The sequence below is a fragment of the Cognatilysobacter lacus genome, assembly GCF_008274655.1.
In the GTDB taxonomy this organism is placed as follows: domain Bacteria; phylum Pseudomonadota; class Gammaproteobacteria; order Xanthomonadales; family Xanthomonadaceae; genus Cognatilysobacter; species Cognatilysobacter lacus.
Map to the genome: position 1 here is coordinate 1 of NZ_VTRV01000040.1, position 20,290 is coordinate 20,290.

The window sequence follows — 20,290 nt, forward strand, 5'->3', positions numbered from 1 at the left end:
ATCTCGGCGCCGACGCGCACGCGCGAGGGCGCGGCCACGCGGCCGGTTGCGACGACGTCCTGCACCACCGGCGCTGCGACGACCTCGTAGCCCGGGAGCGCCGGCCCGCGGATGCGTGACGCGATCCAGAGCACGATCGAAACCACGCCCACGGCGACGACGACGGGCAGGATCCATCTGCGGCGCGCGGATCGGGTGGCCATGGCAGCACCAGTGACGCGGGTGTCCATCATCGCGCATCGTTGTCGGGGCGGCGTCGCGTCGCCCGCCGAACTGATGCGCGGCGCGCGGCACTCGGTTGCCCGACAACGTGGTGACCCTGTCCGGAGGGTATGCTCGGCCGCGACAGGAGGTTCCATGAGATACGCGCTGTACATCGCCGTGGTGCTCGCGACTCTGGCTGCACTCGCATCGGTCGTCGCGTTCGGGGTCGGCGCGGGCGTGCTTGCCGTGCTGCTGCCTTTCGCCGCGCTCGGCACCTGGGACGTGCTGCAGACACGAAGCACGCTGCGCCGCAATTACCCGCTGCTCGCGCATTTCCGTTACGGGCTCGAGGCGATCGGGCCGGAAATGCGGCAGTACTTCATCGAAGCCGATACCTCCGAGACCCCGTTCTCGCGCCAGGAGCGAGCGCTTGCCTACCAGCGAGCGAAATCCGTGCTCGACACGCGGCCATTCGGCTCGCTGCAGGACATCTACGGCCCCGAGTACGAATGGATCAACCATTCGATGCGGCCGTCGGAGTACATGTCACACGACTTCCGCATCCTGATCGGCGACGAGCGCGCGCAGCCGTATTCGGCGAGCGTGTTCAACATCTCCGCGATGAGCTTCGGATCGCTTTCGGCCAATGCGATCCGCGCGCTCAACAAGGGCGCGCGCATGGGCAACTTCTCGCACGACACCGGCGAAGGCTCGATATCGCCGTACCACCGCGAATTCGGTGGCGACCTCGTGTGGGAAGTCGCGTCAGGCTACTTCGGTTGCCGCAACGACGACGGCAGCTTCAGCGAGGAAAAGTTCGCGACCGCCGCAGCGGACCCCCAGGTCCGAATGATCGAAGTCAAGCTGTCGCAGGGTGCCAAGCCCGGCCACGGAGGCGTGCTGCCGGGCGCTAAAGTGACGGCGGAGATCGCAGCCACACGCGGCGTGCCGGCGGGCGTCGACTGCATCTCGCCGGCAAGGCATTCGACATTCGATACGCCGAAGGGGCTGCTCGCGTTCGTCGATCGCCTGCGCACGCTGTCGGGTGACAAGCCCACCGGTTTCAAGCTCGCGATCGGTCACCCGTGGGAATGGTTCGGCATCGCGAAAGCCATGCACGAGACCGGTGTGCTGCCCGATTTCATCGTGGTGGACGGGGCGGAAGGCGGCACGGGCGCGGCGCCGGCCGAGTTCATCGATCATGTCGGCGTGCCGATGCACGAGGCGCTGATCCTCGTGCACAACACGCTGGTCGGCCTCGGCCTGCGCGACCGCATCCGCATCGGCGCCGCCGGCAAGATCATCAGCGGCTTCGACATCGCGCGCACCATGGCGATGGGCGCGGACTGGTGCAATGCCGCGCGCGGCTACATGTTCGCCGTTGGCTGCATCCAGGCGCAGAAGTGCCATACGGATCGCTGCCCGACAGGCGTGGCGACCCAGGATCCGGCGCGCTGGAAGGCCGTCGACGTGCCTGACAAGGCGACGCGCGTGCACAACTTCCACGACAACACGTTGAAGGCGCTCCGTGACCTCATCTGCGCCGCGGGCCTGCGGCATCCGGCGGAACTGGGGCCGGAGCACATCCTGCGGCGGGTCTCCCCGACCGAGGTCGGCTCCCTCGCATCGATCTTCAACTTCCTCGAGCCCGGCGAGTTGCTGCGCGGCGTGCCGCGCCACGCCGTGTTCGAAGCGTTCTGGGAAGACGCGCGCAGCGATTCGTTCGCACCGCCGGCCGGCATCGCTGCAAGGCGAACCAGCAAGCTGATCTGACCTCAGGCGTCGCCGAACAGGGACAGCAGGCGCTCGGGCGGCCTGCCGAGCACTGCGCGTCTCCCGTGCACCAGAAGCGGCCGTTCCACCAGTTCGGGATGCGATGCCATCGCGTCGAGCAGCGCTTCTTCGCCGAGCGACGCGTCCCCCAACCCAAGCGCCTTGTACGACGGCTCGCCGATGCGCAGAAGCTCGCGCGCTGGACGGCCGGTCATCGCTACGATGTCGCGCAGCTCGGCGGCCGTCAGCGGCGTGGCCGTGATGTCGACGAGCTCGGGGTCGATCCCGCGCGCCCGCAGCATCGCCAGCGCGGCGCCCAACTTGGAGCAGGTGGCGTTGTTGTGAAACAGCATGGGGCGCTCGACGGCCATCGGTTGTCCTTCGCTTAACGGTGCGACCCATTATCGCGCGGCCGCTTCACCCGGTGAGGACGCAGCCTGCGCGACGGTGCGAAGAAACATGCTGGAGACTCCCATGGCCAGGCCCATCTGGACCGGCTCGATCTCGTTCGGTCTGCTCAATATTCCGATTCAGCTGATGTCGGGCGAGCGCCGCACCGACATCCATTTCCGGATGCTGGACGCGCGTGACAACTCGCCGATCCGCTACGAGCGCGTCAACGCCGAGACCGGGGAAGAAGTGCCGTGGAAGGAGATCGTGAAGGCCTACGAGTTTTCCAAGGACAACTACGTGATCCTGCAGCCCGAGGACATCGAGCGAGCGGCCACCGACAACCACGAAACGATCGCTATCGAGTCGTTCGTGGACGCGAAGACCATCCCGATGTCGTACCTGGAGAAGCCCTACATCCTCGTGCCCGGCAAGAAGGCCGAGAAGGGTTACGTGCTTCTGCGCGAAGTGCTGAAGAAGAACGGGCGCGTTGGCATCGGCCGCGTCGTGATCCGCACCCGTGAATACCTCTGCATGCTCGCGCCAGAGGGCGATGCGCTGATGCTCATGCTGATGCGGTTCCCCCAGGAGATCGTCGAGGCCTCCGAATACACGTTGCCGACCGGCACCGCCCGCGCGTGGAACGTGACGCCGCGCGAGATGGAGATGGCCGAGATGCTGATGCAGTCGATGACCGACGAGTTCAACCCGGCCGACTACAAGGACGAGTTCCGCGAGCGGCTGTCCCAGGTGATCAAGGAGCGCATCAAGCAGAAGCACACGACGCGCGTGGACGACGACAAGGACGAGGAACAGTCCGAGGCCGCGACCAATGTCGTGGACTTCATGTCGCTGCTCAAGAAGAGCCTGGACCAGAAGGCCGGCACCACCAAGCCTGCGAAGAAGACCGCGGCGCGCAAGCCCGCCGCAACGAAGCCGAAGAAGCGCGCCACCACGAAGCGGGCCTGACGCGTGGGCCTGCAGGAGTACAACCGCAAACGCGAATTCAACCGCACGCCGGAGCCGAAGGGCGAGGTGCCGCGCCGACGCGGCGGGCCGCTGTCGTTCGTGGTGCAGCTGCACCATGCACGTGCCCGGCATTACGACCTGCGGCTCGAGGTCGACGGTGTCCTGCGCAGTTGGGCGGTGCCCCGCGGGCCATCCTTCAGGCCGGGCGAAAAGCGGCTGGCAGTGGAGACGGAAGATCATCCGTTGACCTACTCGCACTTCGAGGGGCTGATCCCCGAAGGCGAATACGGAGCGGGCCACATGGCGATCTTCGACCACGGCACGTGGGAGCCCGAAGGCGACCTGCACGAAGCCATCGAGAACGGCCGGATCGATTTCACGCTCAAAGGCGAGCGCCTCAAGGGACGCTGGACGCTTATCCGGACGCACCAGCGTGGGAGCCGCGCGCAGTGGATGCTGCTCAAGCGCACCGACGAATTCGCAGCCGATCTCGAGGCCGATGACCTGATCGGTGAGCTGCCTGCGCCGCCTCCGGATGCACCGGGCGCGTCGACGCGACAGGGGCTCGAGATTCGCGAGAAGAAGGGTTTCGACACGGGGACGAAGGACATGCAGAAGGCCCGCAAGACCGCGACGCGAAAATCCGCGGCGAAGACCCCGAAACAGGCATCCTCGACGCGCGCCGCCAAGCCGGCCAAGGGCGCAGCCTTGCGCGCGCAGGCCTCGGCGGCGATTCGCGGAAACCCATCTGCGCGTGCAAACCGCGACCTGCGTGCGCTCAAGCGGCAGGCGGCGAAACTCGCAGACGGCGCGAAGTTTGTCATGGGCCAATTCGTGCAGCCGATGCTCACGGTCTCCGCGGAACATGCGCCGCCCGCGGACGACTGGATCCACGAGTGGAAATGGGACGGATACCGCCTGCTCGGGCAGAGCGGCCCGGAGCCGATGCTCTGGTCGCGCAACGGAATTCCGTGGAACGACCGCGTGCCTGAACTGATCGCGATGCTGGGAGGCCTGGGTGCGTCCGCGGTGATGGACGGCGAGCTCATCGCTGTCGACGCGTCCGGCTACAGCGACTTCAACGCGTTGCAGAAGGCGCTGTCTGACAAGGACGCGCGCAACCTCCGCTACGTCGTGTTCGATCTGTTGGCGTTCGACGGCCACGACCTGCGGCGCGCGCCGCTGGTCGAGCGCAAGGCCCTGCTCGAAAAGTTCCTCGACGGCGCAGACCCGCGCTTCTTCTACAGCACGCACATCGCGGGCCATGGCCCCAAAATCTTCGATGCGGCTCGCGAGCGCGGCATGGAAGGGATCATCAGCAAGCGCGCGCAGTCACGTTACGTCGATGGTCGCTCCAGGGAGTGGCTCAAGATCAAGACGGCCGAGACACGCGACTTCGTGGTGGTGGGTTACACGCCGCCCAAGGGTTCGCGACAGGGGCTGGGCTCGTTGATGCTCGGCCAGTACAAGGACGGCGCACTCGTGTACGCGGGGCGCGTCGGCTCAGGCATGAACAACGATTTCCTGCTGGGCCTCATCAAGCGGTTACGGGCGCTGGAGGTCGACGAGCCGGTCGTCGAGGTGCCCAGGCACGTGCCGCTGCCGAAGGGACGAATCAACTGGGTCAAGCCGAAGATGGTCGTCGAAGTGTTCTTCCGCGGTTGGGGGAAGGAGGGTCTCGTGCGCCAGGCGTCGTTCCATCGCATCCGCGACGACAAGCCCGCTACCGCCGCTGCGCTCGAGCAGCCTGAACCGGGCGCGCCGGTGCGCAAGGCAGCTGCGAGGGCGGCGGCAAAGCCGGCATCGGCGAAGAGCCCGGCGCGCAAGGTGGCCAAGCAACCGGCGCGCGCTGCCGAGTCGACATCGAAGGGTGCTGCGGCGACGCGCACTGTGAATCCATCGTCGGCCAAGCGTCGCGGAAAACCGTCCTTCGACCTCGACACGTCGGCGCTGCCGCAGCTCAGCAGCCCCGACCGCGTGGTGTACCCGGACTCGGGCTATACCAAGCAGGACGTGTGGAACTACTACCTGGCGGTCGCGCCGAAGCTGCTGGAGGAAATCGGAGGGCGGCTGCTGTCGATCGTCCGTTGTCCGGACGGCATCGACGGGCAGCACTTCTTCCAGAAACACACGCGGCACGGGTTCAGCGAGGCGGTCAAGCAATACCAGCTGACCGAGAACGACGGCAACCAGGCGGCGTATTTCTATGTCGACAGCGTCGCCGGCCTGATGTCCCTGGTGCAGATGAACGCGCTGGAAATCCACCCCTGGGGTTCGCGCATCGAGACGCTCGAGCAGCCTGATCGCATCGTGTTCGATCTCGACCCGGATCCGTCGATCGAATGGCCAGCCATCCGCGCCGCTGCAAAGGAGGTTCGTAACCGGTTGCTCGAGGCCGGGCTCGAATCATTTCCGAAGCTGTCCGGCGGCAAGGGCGTGCATGTGGTCGCGCCGCTCCTGCCGCATGCGACGTGGGACACGGTGCGCGATTTCTGCGACGCATTTGCGAACGCGATGGAGCAGCAGGCACCGGAGCGCTATGTGGCGACGATGAGCAAGTCCAAGCGGCGCGGGCGGATCTTCATCGACTGGCTCCGCAACGGGCGCGGCGCGACCAGCGTGGCCAGCTGGTCGTTGCGCGCACGCGAGGGCGCGCCGGTGGCCGTTCCGGTCACCTGGGCAGAACTCTCGCGCGTTAAAAGCCCGGCGCGCTACACGCTGGCCGATGCGGCCAAGCGCGAAATGCCGGATGAGGCGAAGCGCATCATCGAGAACGCGAAGCCACTCTCGGTCTGACGGAGGTCGCGATCGTCTCGCACGGCACGCATGCCGCTACGTGATATCGCCGTTACGCGATTGTTTGCGCGCCGGCACCAACGGTGGATTTCTTCGCATCCGATGCAGGGAGCGCGTTCACTTACGGCGTCGGTGGCGAGGTGCCGCGGTTGCTGTTCTGCGGGTTCGTGTCGGTGCTTGCGCCCGTCGTTGTTCCCGTTCCCGTTCCCGTTCCCGTTCCCGTTCCATTGCCCATCGAGTTGGACATGCCAGCGGGCGTGCCGGTTTCGGTCGCGCCGGTGTTGCCGGTCGCCGCGCTGTTCGAATCGGTGGTCGTGGGCGGCATGGTCGACGTTTCGGCAGGCGTGCCGGACGCAGTGGTGCCCGTTGCAGGCGTCGTGCCCGACGCATCCGTGGCAGGTGCAGGGCCGGCGGAAGTATCGGATGCGGATGACGTGCTCGTCTGCTCGTTCCTGTGACACGCGGCGAGGAGCAGCACCGACGCTGCAACGGCATACATTTTCGTATTCATCGTGTCGTCTCGCTCGTGAGTGATGCGCTGCGTCCGGGACCGGACTGTCGCATTGCCCGCGACAGCGTTGCGTAAAGCATGCGTGAGTGACGCGTTGGGTGTCGGCTTGCGCGCCTGCAAATTATTCCGCCAGGCGAAAGTTGCTCCTTCGTTTGCACGCGTGCGCCCATCCAGTAAGGCCTCGCGAGTTGGCACGCGACTTGCGCATCCCCCCGTGTCGCCGACAGCGCGGCGCTACTACGCCGAACAGCCGAGACGGAGGAATGCACGGTGAGTGATCAACCCATAGGGCGTCATTTGCGCGAAGTGGCGAACGATGTCGTTCGTCTTGGCGCCGAGGCGTTAACCGCAAGCAGGAATTGGCTCAACGAGAGGAAGCACGACATGCATCAGCAGGAACAAGGCAATCAGAACGCCGCCAGCCGTCAGGGCGCGCAGGGCAGCCAGCAGGGCTACCAGGCCGAGAACTCTCAGGCATCGCGCCTGGGCGCCGGTCGCGAAAGCGGCCAGTGGGAACCGGGATACGTCAACCAGATGAACCAGGGCGAGCTGTACGGCCGGGGCAACCAGTACGGACAGAGCAACTACGGCACGTCCGAGGGCGGGCAGCAGAGCTCGATGGGGCAGGGCTACGGTGCGTCGCATCTGTCGCAATCGCCGGGCGCCGCCCCGTATGCGCAGGCCAGCCAGTCGGGCCATGGCGCGTACGCGCAGCCATACGGCCAGGCCGCCCCGCAGGGTTACGCCGCCGCTCAATACACGCAGGGCAGCCATGCACAGGCCTACGGCGCCCCGCAGCCCTACGGTCAGGCCGCGCAGTCCCAGTACGGCTACGGCTCATCGTTGCAACAGGCGCAGGGTTCGCAAGGCTACGGGCCGCAGCTGCAGGGCGGCGTTCCGAGGGGCCCGCAGCAGGGACTCGGTGAGCAGTTCGGTCGCTCTCCGGCATACGGTGCATACGGCAGCGAGAGTCAGGCCCCGGGTGGCCAATTCCACGGTCAGGCCTACGGCAGTGGCCTTGGATCGCAAGGCGGCTACGGGCCGCAGCCGGGATTGCAGGGCGGCTACCAGAGCGGCAGTTTTCTCAGTGAGTCGTCGCGGGATCGCGGCGAGTTGCACGGCGGAGTCGGCGCGTCGCAGACGGCCATGCACGGCGGATACAACAGTCCGTACCAGCAGCGCGACCTGAGCTTCGGCGGCTGGGGCGAGCAGGGCGCGCAGCGATCGCAAGCATTCCAGCAGTACGGTCCACAGGGATACGGCCAGCAGGGCAGCGGGTTCGGTCCGACGCAGCCGGCATCCGGGCATTCGCAGTTCGGTTCGGCCCAGGGGTTCGGCGACGGCGGCTATTCCAACCGTTCGCAGTCCAGCTTCCAGGGCAACAGCCAGACGCAGTTCAGTCAGGGCTCGGGCTTGTCGCAGTTCGCGCAGGGGCCGCAGGGCGGTATGCATGCCTACGGCCAGCCGCAGACGCGTCGCGGTCGCGGCCCCAAGAACTACGTGCGTTCAGACGAGCGCATCATCGACGACCTGCACGAGCGCCTGACCAATGCGCCCGACATCGATGTATCCGACATCGAAATCCATTGCGAGGGCGGCAGGGTCGTGCTCGAAGGCAACGTCGAGCAGCGCTGGATGAAACACCGCGTCGAAGACATCGCCGAGGCCTGCCCCGGTGTGCGCGACATCGACAACCGCATCCGCGTCGTGTCCGCCCAGGCCACGGCCGGCAGCACCACGCTTTCGGGCTCGTCGCAACAGCGCAAGGGTTCGGAAATCGCGTCGTCGAGCGTCGGCATCGGCTCGTCGACGGCCGGTTCGCACAGCGGCTCGACCTTGCACTCCGGCTCGTCGTCCACCCACGCCGACGAGTCGAATCGAGTGTCGGGTTCCTCGTCCACGCAACGTCCGAAGGAAGGTGGTGCGTCGACAACGCGCACCGGAACGAGCTCCGGCTCGGCCGGCACCTCCGGATCGGGTGGCGCCAGCGGCAGCTCGCCGCACTGACACGGTCCCGGCTTGAAGGAAAGGCCCGCGAAAGCGGGCCTTTTCCTTGAGTGGTCGACCGCGCTCCATGGCAGCGAGCAGACAGACGCAAAGGGCGCGATCTACCGCGTCGACGGAGCAAAGCGCAGAAGCTCGCTGCACCTCATCGCCGCATCCTCCGCGCGTGCCAGGTTCAGCATCGCGGACTGTACGTCGCCGAGCTGCAGCATGTGGCGCGCCGCGGATGTCGCCATGGTCAGCGCATTCACTTCGTTTGCCATGTCGTGCCGCCAATGCCCCGTGTAGTGCGGCGGCAGGCCGTCGCCGCGCGGCGTGTACGTCTCATGCATGCGGCGCGGCGCCTTCGGCTTCGGCGACTGACAGGCGCGCGAGCTGGTTGTGGATCGTGCGCACGCTCACGCCGAGCACGCGCGCGGCTTCGGTCTTGTCGCCGTCCACGTTGGCGAGCGTCTTCAAGAGCATTTCGCGTTCCACGTCCGCATAACTCATGCCTACGTGGAACACGATGCTGTTCCGGTCCTGGTGCAGGGGCATGGCGCGTTGCCCGAGTGTCGGGATGCGAACCAGCGGGCCGTCGCTCAACAGGTAGGCGCGCTGCAGCACGCTGCGCAGCTCGCGGATATTGCCGGGCCAGGGATGCCGGGCCAGCATGCGTTCGGCGTCGGGCGCCAGTTGCCGGGCTTGGCCGTGCTCCGCGTTGAGCCGCTCGATGAACGCATTGGCGAGCAACAGGACGTCGTCGCCCCGGGCGCGCAGCGGGGGCAGGGCGATGATGAAATCCGCAAGGCGGTAGTACAGGTCCTCGCGCAGCAGGCCGAGTCCGATCGCCTGCACCGGATCGCGATTGGTGGCCGCGACGATGCGCACATCCACCGGCACGCTCTCGCTGCCGCCCACGCGCGTCACCTCGCCTGTCTCCAGCACGCGAAGCAGGTACACCTGCAGCGCGGGCGGCATCTCGGTGATCTCGTCGAGGAACAGCGTGCCGCGGTTGGCCTGCTCGAAATAGCCGACATGCCGCTGTTGCGCGCCGGTGAAACTGCCGCGCTCGTGGCCGAACAGATGGCTGGCGAGCAGGTCGGGCGCGATCGCGCCGCAGTTCACCGCGACGAAGTTGCCACGCCGCTTGCTGCGCTCGTGCACGGCGCGCGCGACGAGTTCCTTGCCCGTTCCACTTTCACCCGTAATCAGAACCGATACGGAGGTCGGAGCAACGCGATCGAGATCTTCGGCCAGCCGCTGGATCGCTTCGCATTCGCCTATCACGCCCGGCAGCCGCGTCGTGACGGTGCGTGCCTGCACCCGCGTCGACGCCTGCTGCAGCAGCGATTCGAACTGTCGCGGACAAAGCGGCTTGACCAGGTAGTCGAGTACCGGCAGCCCGACCGCGCGCGCCGCGGACTCCACCGACGCTTCGCCCGTCATCAGCGCGATGCGGCAGTGCTGGCCGGCATCGAGTTCATCGAGCAGGTCGAACGCGGTGCCATCGGGCAGTGTGACGTCAAGCATGGTCAGGTCACTCATTCCGCGCTGGATCGCGCGCCGCGACTCCTCGAGTGAATGCGCGATCGACGCCTGGAAGCCGTGTGCGCGCGCGAAGTCGGCGGCCGCGGAGGCGAAGGTTGCGTCGTCGTCCACGATGAGCACTGAAGGCTGGGCGTCGGCCATGACAATGAAATCCATTGATGCAATGGCCGGCAGGCTATCGATGGCGCGGTTAAAGCCACGTGTGAGGCTGCAACGATTTCCGCCGCGTGCAGAACGTTCTGCTGTGCACTGCAGCTGCTGTCACGAACGGTTGACGCGCGACGTGGGCTACGGCGCGCCGGCAAAGCGACGCGTCTCAGGTGGATGCACGACCGCGGGGTCGCGGCAGGTTCCATGCCAACCGGGAAAAACTCCGGCGGCCATAAACGACAAAACCGCCCGGAGGCGGTCTGGTTGAAGCGACATCGAAACATGGTGGGCGGTGCAGGGTTCGAACCTGCGACCCTTGCCGTGTGAAGGCAATGCTCTACCGCTGAGCTAACCGCCCGTGGGGCGCGAAGTATAGGCGAGCCCGCCGACCCCGCCAAGCCTTCGCTGCGTTTTCACGCCGGCGCGTAGCGGCTGCGGGCAGCATATGGCCTCCGGTTCATGCCGACCCTACGCCTGCGGACTGCGAACTTCGCAGGCGACCCGCTAGACTCGCTCGCTTTCCCCCGCACTCGCCCGATGACCCGTCCCTCTTCTTTCGACCGCGAGCAGCTGCTGGCCTGTGCGCGCGGTGAGCTGTTCGGCCCCGGCAACGCGCGCCTCCCGGCGCCTCCGATGCTCATGTTCGACCGCATCACCGAGATCGCCGAAACCGGCGGCCGGTACGGCAAGGGCGTGATCCGCGCCGAGCTCGATGTGTCGCCGGACCTCTGGTTCTTCGGCTGCCATTTCATCGGGGATCCGGTGATGCCCGGCTGCCTGGGCGTCGATGCCATGTGGCAGCTCGCCGGCTTCTACCTCCCGTGGCTGGGAGAACCCGGCCGTGGCCGCGCGCTGGGCGTCGGCGAGGTCAAGTTCGGCGGCCAGGTGCTCCCCGACGCGAAGATCGTCGGCTTCGAGATCGACATACGCCGCGTGATGCGCGGCAAGCTCGCGCTCGTCATCGCCGACGGCCGGACGTACGTCGACGGCCGCGAGATCTATGTAGCCAAGGGCCTGCGCGTCGGCCTGTTTGGCTCGACGGAGGGTTTCTGATGCGTCGCGTTGTCGTCACCGGCATGGGTCTTACGTCCTGCCTCGGGCGCGAGCTGGACGTGGTGTCCGAATCGTTGCGCGTGGGCCGTTCCGGCCTGCGCTACATCCCCGAATACGAAGCGATGGGCCTCCGCAGCCGCGTCGCGGGTGATCCGGCGATCGATCTCGATGCGTTGATCGACCGCAAGCTGCGTCGCTTCATGGGCGATGCCGCAGCGCATGCCTACGTCTCGGCGGCGGATGCGATCGCGCATTCGGGCCTCGACCCCGAGCAGTTCAGGTCGCCGCGTTTCGGCGCGATCGCCGGATCCGGCGGAGGCTCGGCGCAATGGCAGATCGAAACCGGCGATCTGCTGAAGGCCAAGGGCGTGCGTCGCATCGGCCCTTACATGGTGCCGCGCACGATGTGCTCGACGGTGTCGGCGGCGCTCGCGACCGGCTTCGGTGTGAAAGGCGTCACCTATTCGATTTCAGCCGCCTGCGCGACTTCCGCGCATTGCATCGGCGCGGCGGCCGACATGATCCGCCATGGCATGCAGGACGTCATGTTGGCGGGCGGTGGCGAAGAACTGCACTGGGGCATGACCTGCCAGTTCGATGCGATGGGCGCGTTGTCGACCTCGTTCAATGACACGCCGGCCACTGCATCGCGCCCGTACGACGCCTCGCGCGACGGTTTCGTCATTGCCGGTGGCGGCGGAATGCTTGTGCTGGAATCGATCGAGCACGCGCAGGCGCGTGGCGCGACGATCCACGCCGAGCTGGTCGGCTACGGGGTGACCTCCGATGGCGCCGACATGGTGGCGCCGTCGGGCGAAGGCGCGGTGCGCTGCATGCGCATGGCGCTGGAGGGTGTTGAAGGCCCGATCGACTACCTCAACACGCATGGCACGTCGACGCCCGTCGGCGACATCACCGAGTTGCAGGCCGTACGTGAAGTGTTCGGCCACGCGATCCCGCCGCTGTCGTCGACCAAGGCGCTCACGGGGCATTCGCTGGGCGCCGCCAGCGTGCACGAGGCGATCTACAGCCTGCTGATGATGCGCGACGGTTTCATGGCCGCCTCGCACAACATCACGGAACTCGACGAGCGTGCAGTGGGCTATCCGGTGCTGCGCGAGACCACGCCGGCGACCTTGCGCACGGTGATGTCGAACAGCTTCGGCTTCGGCGGCACGAACGCCTGCCTGGTGTTCTCGCGCTTCGACGGCTGATCGCCACGCGCCGCGCAAACGCGGCCTGGCGGATCAGTACACGGCGCACTGGATGAAACGAACAGGCCGGTCCGCGCCGGCCGGGCCCTGCAACTGCAGGCGCGACGAGCGCAGCAGGTCGTAGCGCATCATCACGGCGCACAAAGCGGCGTCGTTGGCGATCTTCGGGTCGTTCAGGAAGACCTGCAGGGTCGAGCGTGTCGACCAAAGCGCCTTGTCGACGCCCGGCACCTGCGCGATCTCGCGCACGATCGCCTCGCGTTCCTCGTCTTCGCTCATCGGCGCCGCCGGTGCAGCCGGTGCAGCGGTCGAGTTTGCGACACGCGCGGGTCGATGGGTCGCTGTCGCACGCGGCCCGGCGAGCGGCTCGCCCGTGTCTGTCGGCGTGGCGAATTGCATCAATGCGTACCCGATGGCCAGGCCGCTGGCCGTCGCCACCGCCAGCGCGGTTCCCGAGGCGCGCAGTGCGCGTGCACGTGCATGTGTGGCGATTTCGGAATGCACACTTGCGGGCAACAAGGGACCGACCAGCTTCCACAGCTCCTCGCCATCCACCAGCTCGACGTTGGCCCCGGCCTGCCTCGCTTGCGGCTCCACTCGACCGGGCGTCACCACCACGCCGCCAGCGGCGTGTTCGATGCGCACGGCGCGTGAGAACTCTTCGACCGACGCCCGCGTCACTACGTGGCCCAGGCCTTGCCGGCAGGTCAGCACCCAGGGGCGGCCATCGCGATAGACGCGCACGTCGCCGGCCCCGCGGGCGGACTGCTGTTCCGACGTCTCGCGCTCGAACCCCGAATCCGCCAGCGCATCCACGACCAGGTTGGACAGTTCGCGCCATCGCATGCCCGAAAGGATCCTGAGGCCCGCCTGTGTCTGGAAGCGCGACTGACGGCCTTTCCAGATGTACGCGATCCATATCCCAGCAACGAGGAGGGCGATCACGATTCCGGTGATCAGGGCGGCGGCAGCTGTCATGGGTGCGGTGTCTTCCGTGGGCGTGGCAGAGGATGCGTTGTCGCGATGCTCAGGTAAATCGTTCCGCAAGCACGCGGCGGATCTCGCTCTCGATGGTGCCCTTCAACGCGCCCAGCAGGAAGCCGAGTTCGGCCGTCACGCGCACCGCGCCGGGTTCCAGATGAACGCGTCCGTCGACACCGGTGCGCTTGAACATCATGGATTCGCCCTGCCAGCCGTGTTCGACGCCGAAGCGTTGTGCAAGGGTGTCGGCGATGTGCTCGACGGCTTCGCGGGCTTTGGCCGGCGCGAGCGAATGCGTGTGGCGGATATCGATGGTCGGCATGAGGCCTCCGTAGCGCGGTTGGTCGGCATTGTGGAGCATCGGCCGGCAACGCGGCGTCGGCATGCTAGATTGCGGCGGCGTGACTGCCCTCCGACTGCGCCCGACCGGTTCCGAACGCGACCTGCTCGATCTCGAGCCGGGCGTACATCCGATCCTGCCGTCGATGCTCGACGCGCGGCAGTCGTCCGTGGAACCCGTCGGGCACGTGTACGTGGATTCGCGCGGTGTCTGGCTGCAGGTGGGCGATGGCGTGCGGGGCGTGTACGTCAACGGACGCCCGATTCGCCGCATGGCCATGCTGCGCGCAGGCGATTCCATCTTCATGGCGGGCGTCGAATGCGTGCTGATCGGGCGTCGCCCGGAGTCGGGTGGCGAGGACTCGGCGCCGCGGTCCGATGTGCACGCGGTGCTGCGCGCGATCGCCGGCCGCCACCATGGACGCTGTTTTCCGCTCGAGCGCGAGTGTGTACTTGGCCGCGCCCCGGACTGCGAGATTCCGATCGACGACGAGGCCATCGGCGCGCGCGAAGTAAGCCTTCGCGTGACCGCCAAGGGCGTACGCGCAACGTCGGTGACCCCGTCGGCACCCGTTTGGGTCAACGGTCACGCGCTGGGGACCGGGCTGCTGGTGCCGGGCGACCAGCTTGTCGTAGCGGGGCAGCATCGATTTGTCGTGGAGGCGGCGCGCGCTTCCAGCGTCGTCGAGCCCGAGCGCGAGAGGCGCCCGTCCGGACGCGCGCCGTCGCCGCCAAAGTTGCGTCGCGCTGCGCGCAGGCTGCCGTGGCTGATCGTCGCCGCGGTGATGCTGGCTGGCGCGCTCAGCCTGCTGTTGCTGTACGGCGCGGGCTAGACGCCGGCCGCAGGCGCTTCCACAGCCGCCAGCCAAGCAGCACCGAAGCGATCGCCGCGTACAGCGCGGGCTCGCGGATGTCGGATTTCACCAGCCACCAGAAATGCAGCACGGCGAGTACGGCGATGGCGTACACGAGCTGGTGCAGCTGCCCCCAGCGTCGACCCAGCGCACGCATCGCGCGCTGGAACGAGGTTGCGGCGAGCGGTACGAGCATCAGCCATGCCGCGAAGCCGACGGTCACGAAGGGTTTCTTGGCGATCGCCGCGCCGATCTGCGACCAGTCCATGCGCAGATCGAGCACCACCCACGCCGCGAAGTGCAGCGTCGCGTAGAAGAAGACGTACAGCCCGAGCATTCGCCGAAAGCGCAGCAGCATCGGCTTGCCGGTGATTTGCCGAAGCGGCGTCACCGCAAGCACCAGCATCAGCATGCGGATCGCCCAGATGCCCAGGAAGTGTTCGATCGCCGCGACCGGATCGGCGCCCAGCGCACCGGTGCCCATCAGCATCTCGTTGCGGATCTGCCACGCGAGCCACGCGGCGGGCGCCAGCGCGAGCATGTGCACGATCGTCTTGGCCGCAACGACGCGCCTGTCGACCGGTCGCTTCGCGCTGCGGCGGGGCAGCGCGCTCAGAACCACTTCCTGAGATCGAGCCCGGCGTACATCGAGCCGACCTGCTCGGCGTAACCGTTGAAGAGCCGCGTCGGGATGCGATCCGCGAACAGCTTGCTGCCGGTGCCGGCGATGCGGCGCTCGGTCTTCTGGCTCCAGCGCGGGTGGTCGACGGCCGGGTTGACGTTCGAAAAGAAGCCGTATTCGTCCGGCGCCATGTCGTTCCAGCTCGTGTACGGCAGGTGCTCGACGAACGTGATCGCCACGATCGACTTGATGCTCTTGAACCCGTATTTCCAGGGCAGCACCAGACGCAGCGGCGCTCCGTTCTGCTGCGGCAGCGGCTTGCCGTACAGGCCCGTCGTGAGCAGCGCCAGCGGGTTCATGGCCTCGTCGATGCGCAGGCCCTCGCGATACGGCCAGTCGAGCGACGAATAGGCGATGCCGGGCATCTGTTTGACGTCCCCGAGCGTGGTGAACGCCACGTACTTCGCCTTCGACGTCGGCTCGAACCGCTTCAGCGCATCCCCCAGCGGCACGCCGAGCCACGGAATCACCATCGACCAGCCCTCGACACAGCGATGCCGGTACACGCGTTCCTGTGGCGTCAGGCCGCGCAGCAGGTCCTCGAACGATACCCGGCCGGGCTTTGCACACTGCCCGCCGACAGCGACCGTCCATGGGCGTGTGTGCAGCGTCCGCGGTGCCCGGCCGGGATCGGCCTTGCCGGTGCCGAATTCGTAGAAGTTGTTGTAGGTGGTGACGTCCTGGTAGGTCGTGCGCGTCTCGTTGGTCGTGAACCCGGCGCGCATGCGCGCGGGATCGATACGCGCCGTGGCGGGCGCGGCGGGAGCGTCGGCCTTGGCGCAACCGGCAATGCCCAGGGCCGGCACGGCGGCGAGCGCGGTGATGATGCGGCGACGGTCGCGATAGACGGACTCGTCGGTGATCTCGCGGGACGGAATCCGCAGGGCATCGCGCAGTGACATGGGGTCGGCTCCGGGCCTGGATACCCGATTAGACGTCGCCGGCGATGAAAAAGATGCAGGGGCCCGCCGACGCCCGTGCTGCGCTGCGGCATACTCGATGCCAACCCGCCAGCAGGTGCCGCCATGTCCCGCGTGTTCAATTTCAGTGCCGGTCCGGCCACCCTTCCCGAAGCCGTCCTGGAGCAGGCGCGCGACGAACTCCTCGACTGGCGGGGCGTCGGCGCCTCCATCGTGGAGCTCAGCCATCGCGGTCCCGAGTTCATGGCCGTCGCGGCCGAGGCCGAGGCCGACCTGCGTCGCCTGCTGTCGGTTACCGACGACTACGCGGTGCTGTTCCTGGCCGGCGGCGCGACCACGGCCCAGGCGCTGATCCCGCTCAACATCGCGTCGCCCGGCCAGCGCGTGGACTTCGTGGTGACCGGCCACTGGGGCAAGACGTCGATCAAGCAGGCGCGGCCCTATGTGGATGCGCACATCGCGGCGACGGGTGAGGCCGGCGGCTTCCGCGACATTCCGCCGCGCGCCTCGTGGCAGCTGTCGCCCGACGCCGCGTACGTGCACATCACGGCCAACGAGACCATCCACGGAGTCGAGTTCCGCGACGTTCCCGACGTCGGCGCGGTGCCGCTGGTGGCGGACTTCAGCTCCAGCATCGCCTCCGAACCGCTGGATGTTTCCAAATTCGGCGTCATCTACGCGGGTGCGCAGAAGAACCTGGGGCCGGTGGGCGTCACCGTCGTGATCCTGCGTCGCGACCTGCTCGAACGCGCGGGCCAGCCGCGAGCGGATATCTTCGACTACCGCTCGCACGTCAAGGGCGAGTCGATGCTCAATACACCGCCGACGTGGAACTGGTATCTCGCGGGCCTGGTCTTCAAGTGGATGCTGGCCGAAGGCGGCGTCGAGGAATTCGCGCGGCGGAACGTGCGCAAGTCGACGCTGCTGTACGACGCGATCGACGGCTCCGGCGGCTTCTACCGTAACGAAGTGGCCGTGCCCGCCCGCTCGCGAATGAACGTGCCGTTCTTCCTCGCCGACCCGGCGTTGGACAAGGCGTTCCTCGCCGAGTCGGTGGAGGCCGGGCTGATCGGACTCAAGGGCCATCGCGCGCTCGGCGGCATGCGTGCGTCGATCTACAACGCGATGCCCGAGAAGGGCGTGCACGCACTCGTCGACTTCATGGGCGATTTCCGGAAGCGCCACGGATGAGCCGTGCCATTTTCCCGTGCATGCACAACGCGAAGCACAGCCCGGGGCGGATCGGCGACGAATGACGCCCGCGTACGACGAAGCATGGTACTCGTCGCGCGCCGCGGACGGCATCGGGCGGCTGGCCGCGTATGACCCCGGCCACGATGTCGCTGGCATGCGCGAACGTACGCAGTGGCTGGTCGAACTGGGTTCCAACGAGAACCCGTACGGCCCTTCGCCCGTCGCTCGCGCTGCCGTGCTGGACGCGCTGCACCTCATGCACCGCTATCCCGACCCTCGAGGTGCGCGCCTGAAGGCCGCGCTTTCGAACCGGCACGGTGTCGAACCGGAGCGCATCCTGCTCGGCAACGGCTCGCACGAATTGCTGATGCAGTTCGCGCAGGTGTTCGCGGGGCCCGGTGCCGACGTCGTGTACTCGCAGTACGGGTTCGCCGTGTTCGCACTCGCGGCGGGTGCGTCGGGCGCCACGTGCCGGGTGGCCGCCGCGCTGGCTCCCGATGCAACGATGCCGCTCGGGCACGACGTGGAGGCATTGCTGCGTGCAATCACGCCGTCGACGCGGCTGGTGTACATCGCAAACCCCAACAATCCGACGGGCACTTGGCTCGACCGTGACTCGCTCGCCCGGTTCGTCGACGCGGTGCCCGCCGACGTCATCCTCGTGGTCGACGAGGCGTACGGAGAGCTCGCGGACGCACACAACTACGCGAGCGCATTGACGCTCACGAAATCGCGCCCGAACCTGGTCGTCACCCGCACCTTCAGCAAGGCGTACGCGCTCGCGGGCGTCCGCTGCGGCTATGCCATCGCCGCCGAGGGACTGGTGGCGGTGATGGAGCGGGTGCGCGAGAGTTTCAACGTGAACGCGTTCGCGCTGGCCGCCTGCGAAGCGGCGCTGGCTGACGAAGCGCACCTGGCCTGGTGCCGCGAGCGCAACGCAGAACAACGGTCCGCGTTGACGACGGCGCTTCGGCAGCGCGGCATTGCGGTTCTGCCGTCGCAAACGAACTTCGTGCTGGCGCACTTCGGTGAGCGCACGGGGGCGATCGAAGCGGCGCTGGTGGAGCGCGGCGTCGTGTTGCGACCGATGGCGGGCTACGGATTGCCCGATTACAGCCGGATAACGATCGGCACGGCCGACGAGAACCGCCGCCTGCTCGCGGCCCTGGACGAGGTATTTCCATGAACATGGGATGGCTCGCGTCGGCGCGCGGCCCGTTGCGCGGCCGCGTGCGCGTGCCGGGCGACAAGTCGATCTCGCATCGCGCGATCATGCTCGCGGCAATCGCCGAAGGCACGAGCCGCATCACCGGCTTCCTCGAAGGCGAGGACACGCTGGCTACGGCGCGCGTGTTCGCCCAGCTCGGCGTTCGCATCGAAGCGCCCGCACCAAGCGAACGCGTCGTCCATGGCGTGGGGCTCGACGGTCTGCGTGCGCCGGCCGCTGTGCTCGACTGCGGCAATGCCGGGACCGGCATGCGCCTTCTGGCAGGCCTGCTGGCCGGACAGGCGTTCGACAGCGTGCTGGTCGGCGACGAATCGCTTTCGCGGCGTCCGATGGGGCGCGTTGCCGAACCGCTCGCGCTCATGGGTGCGCGCATCGAAGGCTGCGACGGCGGACTTCCGCCGCTTCGCATCACCGGGGGCGTGCGGCTGCGCGGGATCGACTACGCATCGCCGGTTGCCAGCGCGCAGGTGAAGTCGGCGGTGCTGCTCGCCGGGTTGTATGCGGAGGGCGAGACCACGGTCACCGAGCCGCGTCCGACGCGCGATTACACCGAGCGCATGTTGCAGGCCTTCGGCGCACGCGTGGCGTTTTCGCCGGGCGGCGCCAGCGTGATCGGCCGTCCGCGGCTCCGCGCCACCGATGTGCGCGTGCCGGCCGACTTCTCCTCGGCAGCGTTCTTCCTCGTCGCCGCGTCGATCGTGCCGGGTTCTGACCTGACCATCGAGGCGGTGGGCATGAACCCGCGGCGGACGGGCCTGCTCGAGGCGCTGCGCCTGATGGGCGCCGACATTGAAACCGGCCCTTTGCGGGAGGAAGGCGGGGAGCCCGTTGCCGACCTGCGCGTGCGCGCCGCGCCGCTACACGGCATCGACGTGCCGCTTGCGCTGGTGCCCGACATGATCGACGAGTTCCCGGCGCTGTTCGCCCTCGCCGCGTGCGCGAGCGGCCGCACCACCGTTCGCGGGGCCGAGGAGTTGCGCGTCAAGGAATCGGATCGCATCGCCTCGATGGCCGCGGCCCTGCGCGCCCTCGGGATCGACGTCGAAGAACGGCCTGACGGCGCGATCATCGAAGGGGGCACGCCTCGCGGCGGCGAGGTCGAAAGCCATGGCGACCACCGCATCGCCATGGCATCGGCCGTGCTCGCGCAGCGCACGCAAGGCGTCGTGGAGATCAGCGACGTCGCCAATGTGGCAACGTCGTTCCCCGGCTTCGTGGAACTCGCGACCGCCGCCGGGTTTCGGCTCGACGCGGCTAGTCCGCCAGGCTGAAGTCGATCGGGACCACGACGTCGCCCACCGTCGGGTGGCCGTCGGACATGGCGGGTTCGAAACGCCAACGCCGCACGGCCTCGGTGGCGGCGCGGTCGAGCTCGCGCGAGCCGCTGGACTGCGCGATTTCCGTCGCGGTCGGCACGCCGTCCGGACCGATGTGGACCAGCACCAGGACGGTCCCGCGGGCGCCCTCGCGCAACGCGCGCGACGGGTAATCCGGCGAC

The 20,290-nt window shown here is 67.6% G+C and carries 20 protein-coding genes and 1 tRNA gene; 11 read left to right on the top strand and 10 right to left on the bottom strand.

From position 1 onward, the window contains the following. Positions 1-203: hypothetical protein (locus FW784_RS05400; RefSeq protein WP_205123562.1), on the bottom strand; the 203-nt coding region annotated here is incomplete at its 3' end. 154 nt (positions 204-357) lie between these two features. Here FW784_RS05400 and FW784_RS05405 point away from each other — a divergent pair. Beyond that, positions 358-1,977 (top strand): FMN-binding glutamate synthase family protein, encoded by a 1,620-nt coding sequence (locus FW784_RS05405; RefSeq protein WP_149352335.1) that lies wholly within the window; start codon positions 358-360, stop codon positions 1,975-1,977. Between the two features lie 2 nt (positions 1,978-1,979). On the opposite strand, the gene FW784_RS05410 is transcribed toward FW784_RS05405, so the two are convergent. Continuing rightward, positions 1,980-2,348: an arsenate reductase family protein gene (locus FW784_RS05410; RefSeq protein WP_149352336.1), complete on the bottom strand. Its 369-nt coding sequence runs from the start codon at positions 2,346-2,348 to the stop codon at positions 1,980-1,982. A gap of 103 nt (positions 2,349-2,451) precedes the next feature. Here FW784_RS05410 and ku point away from each other — a divergent pair, with 103 nt between their 5' ends. The 4 genes from ku to FW784_RS05430 all read left to right on the top strand — a co-directional run bounded on the left by ku (position 2,452) and on the right by FW784_RS05430 (position 8,650). After that, a complete protein-coding gene (gene ku, locus FW784_RS05415) occupies positions 2,452-3,336 on the top strand; it encodes a non-homologous end joining protein Ku (protein ID WP_149352337.1) in 885 nt (294 codons plus the stop codon). Between the two features lie 3 nt (positions 3,337-3,339). Beyond that, positions 3,340-6,132, top strand: a complete 2,793-nt coding sequence (gene ligD, locus FW784_RS05420; RefSeq protein WP_149352338.1) for a DNA ligase D — start codon at positions 3,340-3,342, stop codon at positions 6,130-6,132. An 83-nt stretch (positions 6,133-6,215) separates the two neighbouring features. Beyond that, the gene (locus FW784_RS05425; protein WP_149352339.1) at positions 6,216-6,590 is read left to right on the top strand and encodes a hypothetical protein; all 375 of its coding nucleotides are present in this window, start codon (positions 6,216-6,218) and stop codon (positions 6,588-6,590) included. Positions 6,591-7,027: 437 nt separating this feature from the next. Beyond that, a complete protein-coding gene (locus FW784_RS05430; protein ID WP_149352340.1) occupies positions 7,028-8,650 on the top strand; it encodes a BON domain-containing protein in 1,623 nt (540 codons plus the stop codon). A gap of 101 nt (positions 8,651-8,751) precedes the next feature. Here FW784_RS05430 and FW784_RS05435 read toward each other — a convergent pair whose 3' ends face one another. From FW784_RS05435 to FW784_RS05445, 3 genes are all read right to left on the bottom strand, one after another. After that, positions 8,752-8,979 (bottom strand): hypothetical protein, encoded by a 228-nt coding sequence (locus FW784_RS05435; RefSeq protein WP_149352341.1) that lies wholly within the window; start codon positions 8,977-8,979, stop codon positions 8,752-8,754. Beyond that, positions 8,972-10,318, bottom strand: coding sequence for a sigma-54-dependent transcriptional regulator (locus FW784_RS05440; RefSeq protein WP_187770688.1), 1,347 nt, complete (start codon positions 10,316-10,318; stop codon positions 8,972-8,974). The genes FW784_RS05435 and FW784_RS05440 overlap by 8 nt, the downstream gene beginning before the upstream one ends. Positions 10,319-10,610: 292 nt before the next feature. Beyond that, positions 10,611-10,685 (bottom strand) — tRNA-Val (locus tag FW784_RS05445). Positions 10,686-10,864: 179 nt separating this feature from the next. Here FW784_RS05445 and fabA point away from each other — a divergent pair. Continuing rightward, positions 10,865-11,380, top strand: coding sequence for a 3-hydroxyacyl-[acyl-carrier-protein] dehydratase FabA (gene fabA / locus FW784_RS05450; RefSeq protein ID WP_149352343.1), 516 nt, complete (start codon positions 10,865-10,867; stop codon positions 11,378-11,380). Beyond that, complete coding sequence (gene fabB, locus FW784_RS05455; RefSeq protein ID WP_149352344.1) at positions 11,380-12,594, top strand: beta-ketoacyl-ACP synthase I; 1,215 nt, start codon at positions 11,380-11,382, stop codon at positions 12,592-12,594. Before fabA ends, fabB begins: the two co-directional genes overlap by 1 nt. A gap of 33 nt (positions 12,595-12,627) precedes the next feature. On the opposite strand, the gene FW784_RS05460 is transcribed toward fabB, so the two are convergent. Both FW784_RS05460 and FW784_RS05465 read right to left on the bottom strand, forming a co-directional pair. Next, positions 12,628-13,572: a restriction endonuclease gene (locus FW784_RS05460; protein WP_149352345.1), complete on the bottom strand. Its 945-nt coding sequence runs from the start codon at positions 13,570-13,572 to the stop codon at positions 12,628-12,630. A 49-nt stretch (positions 13,573-13,621) separates the two neighbouring features. Further along, positions 13,622-13,897 (bottom strand): polyhydroxyalkanoic acid system family protein, encoded by a 276-nt coding sequence (locus FW784_RS05465; protein WP_149352346.1) that lies wholly within the window; start codon positions 13,895-13,897, stop codon positions 13,622-13,624. A 79-nt stretch (positions 13,898-13,976) separates the two neighbouring features. Between FW784_RS05465 and FW784_RS05470 the strand changes: the two genes are divergently transcribed. Further along, the gene (locus FW784_RS05470) at positions 13,977-14,747 is read left to right on the top strand and encodes an FHA domain-containing protein (protein WP_187770689.1); all 771 of its coding nucleotides are present in this window, start codon (positions 13,977-13,979) and stop codon (positions 14,745-14,747) included. Here the strand turns inward: FW784_RS05470 and FW784_RS05475 are convergent. Both FW784_RS05475 and msrP read right to left on the bottom strand, forming a co-directional pair. Beyond that, positions 14,716-15,309, bottom strand: coding sequence for a protein-methionine-sulfoxide reductase heme-binding subunit MsrQ (locus FW784_RS05475; RefSeq protein WP_149352348.1), 594 nt, complete (start codon positions 15,307-15,309; stop codon positions 14,716-14,718). The two genes, FW784_RS05470 and FW784_RS05475, sit on opposite strands and share 32 nt — an antisense overlap. Positions 15,310-15,380: 71 nt before the next feature. Further along, the gene (gene msrP, locus FW784_RS05480; RefSeq protein ID WP_149352349.1) at positions 15,381-16,352 is read right to left on the bottom strand and encodes a protein-methionine-sulfoxide reductase catalytic subunit MsrP; all 972 of its coding nucleotides are present in this window, start codon (positions 16,350-16,352) and stop codon (positions 15,381-15,383) included. A gap of 123 nt (positions 16,353-16,475) precedes the next feature. Here msrP and serC point away from each other — a divergent pair, with 123 nt between their 5' ends. The 3 genes from serC (at position 16,476) to aroA (ending at position 20,063) form a co-directional block, all read left to right on the top strand. Beyond that, the gene (gene serC, locus FW784_RS05485; protein ID WP_149352350.1) at positions 16,476-17,561 is read left to right on the top strand and encodes a 3-phosphoserine/phosphohydroxythreonine transaminase; all 1,086 of its coding nucleotides are present in this window, start codon (positions 16,476-16,478) and stop codon (positions 17,559-17,561) included. A 61-nt stretch (positions 17,562-17,622) separates the two neighbouring features. Beyond that, complete coding sequence (gene hisC, locus FW784_RS05490) at positions 17,623-18,750, top strand: histidinol-phosphate transaminase (RefSeq protein ID WP_149352351.1); 1,128 nt, start codon at positions 17,623-17,625, stop codon at positions 18,748-18,750. Continuing rightward, positions 18,747-20,063 carry a 3-phosphoshikimate 1-carboxyvinyltransferase gene (aroA, locus tag FW784_RS05495; protein ID WP_149352352.1) on the top strand — a complete coding sequence of 439 codons (1,317 nt, stop codon included), beginning with the start codon at positions 18,747-18,749 and terminating at the stop codon, positions 20,061-20,063. Before hisC ends, aroA begins: the two co-directional genes overlap by 4 nt. On the opposite strand, the gene FW784_RS05500 is transcribed toward aroA, so the two are convergent. Next, positions 20,047-20,290 (bottom strand): energy transducer TonB (locus FW784_RS05500; RefSeq protein ID WP_149352353.1); only part of this gene is annotated, 244 nt, incomplete at its 5' end. The genes aroA and FW784_RS05500 overlap by 17 nt on opposite strands.

Coding starts and splice junctions, on each gene's coding strand:
- FW784_RS05405 (WP_149352335.1), top strand. CDS start 358: ATGAGATACGCGCTGTACATCGCCGTGGTGCTCGCGACTCTGGCTGCA.
- FW784_RS05410 (WP_149352336.1), bottom strand. CDS start 2,348: ATGGCCGTCGAGCGCCCCATGCTGTTTCACAACAACGCCACCTGCTCC.
- ku (WP_149352337.1), top strand. CDS start 2,452: ATGGCCAGGCCCATCTGGACCGGCTCGATCTCGTTCGGTCTGCTCAAT.
- FW784_RS05430 (WP_149352340.1), top strand. CDS start 7,028: ATGCATCAGCAGGAACAAGGCAATCAGAACGCCGCCAGCCGTCAGGGC.
- FW784_RS05435 (WP_149352341.1), bottom strand. CDS start 8,979: ATGCATGAGACGTACACGCCGCGCGGCGACGGCCTGCCGCCGCACTAC.
- FW784_RS05440 (WP_187770688.1), bottom strand. CDS start 10,318: ATGGCCGACGCCCAGCCTTCAGTGCTCATCGTGGACGACGACGCAACC.
- fabA (WP_149352343.1), top strand. CDS start 10,865: ATGACCCGTCCCTCTTCTTTCGACCGCGAGCAGCTGCTGGCCTGTGCG.
- fabB (WP_149352344.1), top strand. CDS start 11,380: ATGCGTCGCGTTGTCGTCACCGGCATGGGTCTTACGTCCTGCCTCGGG.
- FW784_RS05460 (WP_149352345.1), bottom strand. CDS start 13,572: ATGACAGCTGCCGCCGCCCTGATCACCGGAATCGTGATCGCCCTCCTC.
- FW784_RS05465 (WP_149352346.1), bottom strand. CDS start 13,897: ATGCCGACCATCGATATCCGCCACACGCATTCGCTCGCGCCGGCCAAA.
- FW784_RS05475 (WP_149352348.1), bottom strand. CDS start 15,309: ATGCTCGCGCTGGCGCCCGCCGCGTGGCTCGCGTGGCAGATCCGCAAC.
- msrP (WP_149352349.1), bottom strand. CDS start 16,352: ATGTCACTGCGCGATGCCCTGCGGATTCCGTCCCGCGAGATCACCGAC.
- serC (WP_149352350.1), top strand. CDS start 16,476: ATGTCCCGCGTGTTCAATTTCAGTGCCGGTCCGGCCACCCTTCCCGAA.
- hisC (WP_149352351.1), top strand. CDS start 17,623: ATGACGCCCGCGTACGACGAAGCATGGTACTCGTCGCGCGCCGCGGAC.
- aroA (WP_149352352.1), top strand. CDS start 18,747: ATGAACATGGGATGGCTCGCGTCGGCGCGCGGCCCGTTGCGCGGCCGC.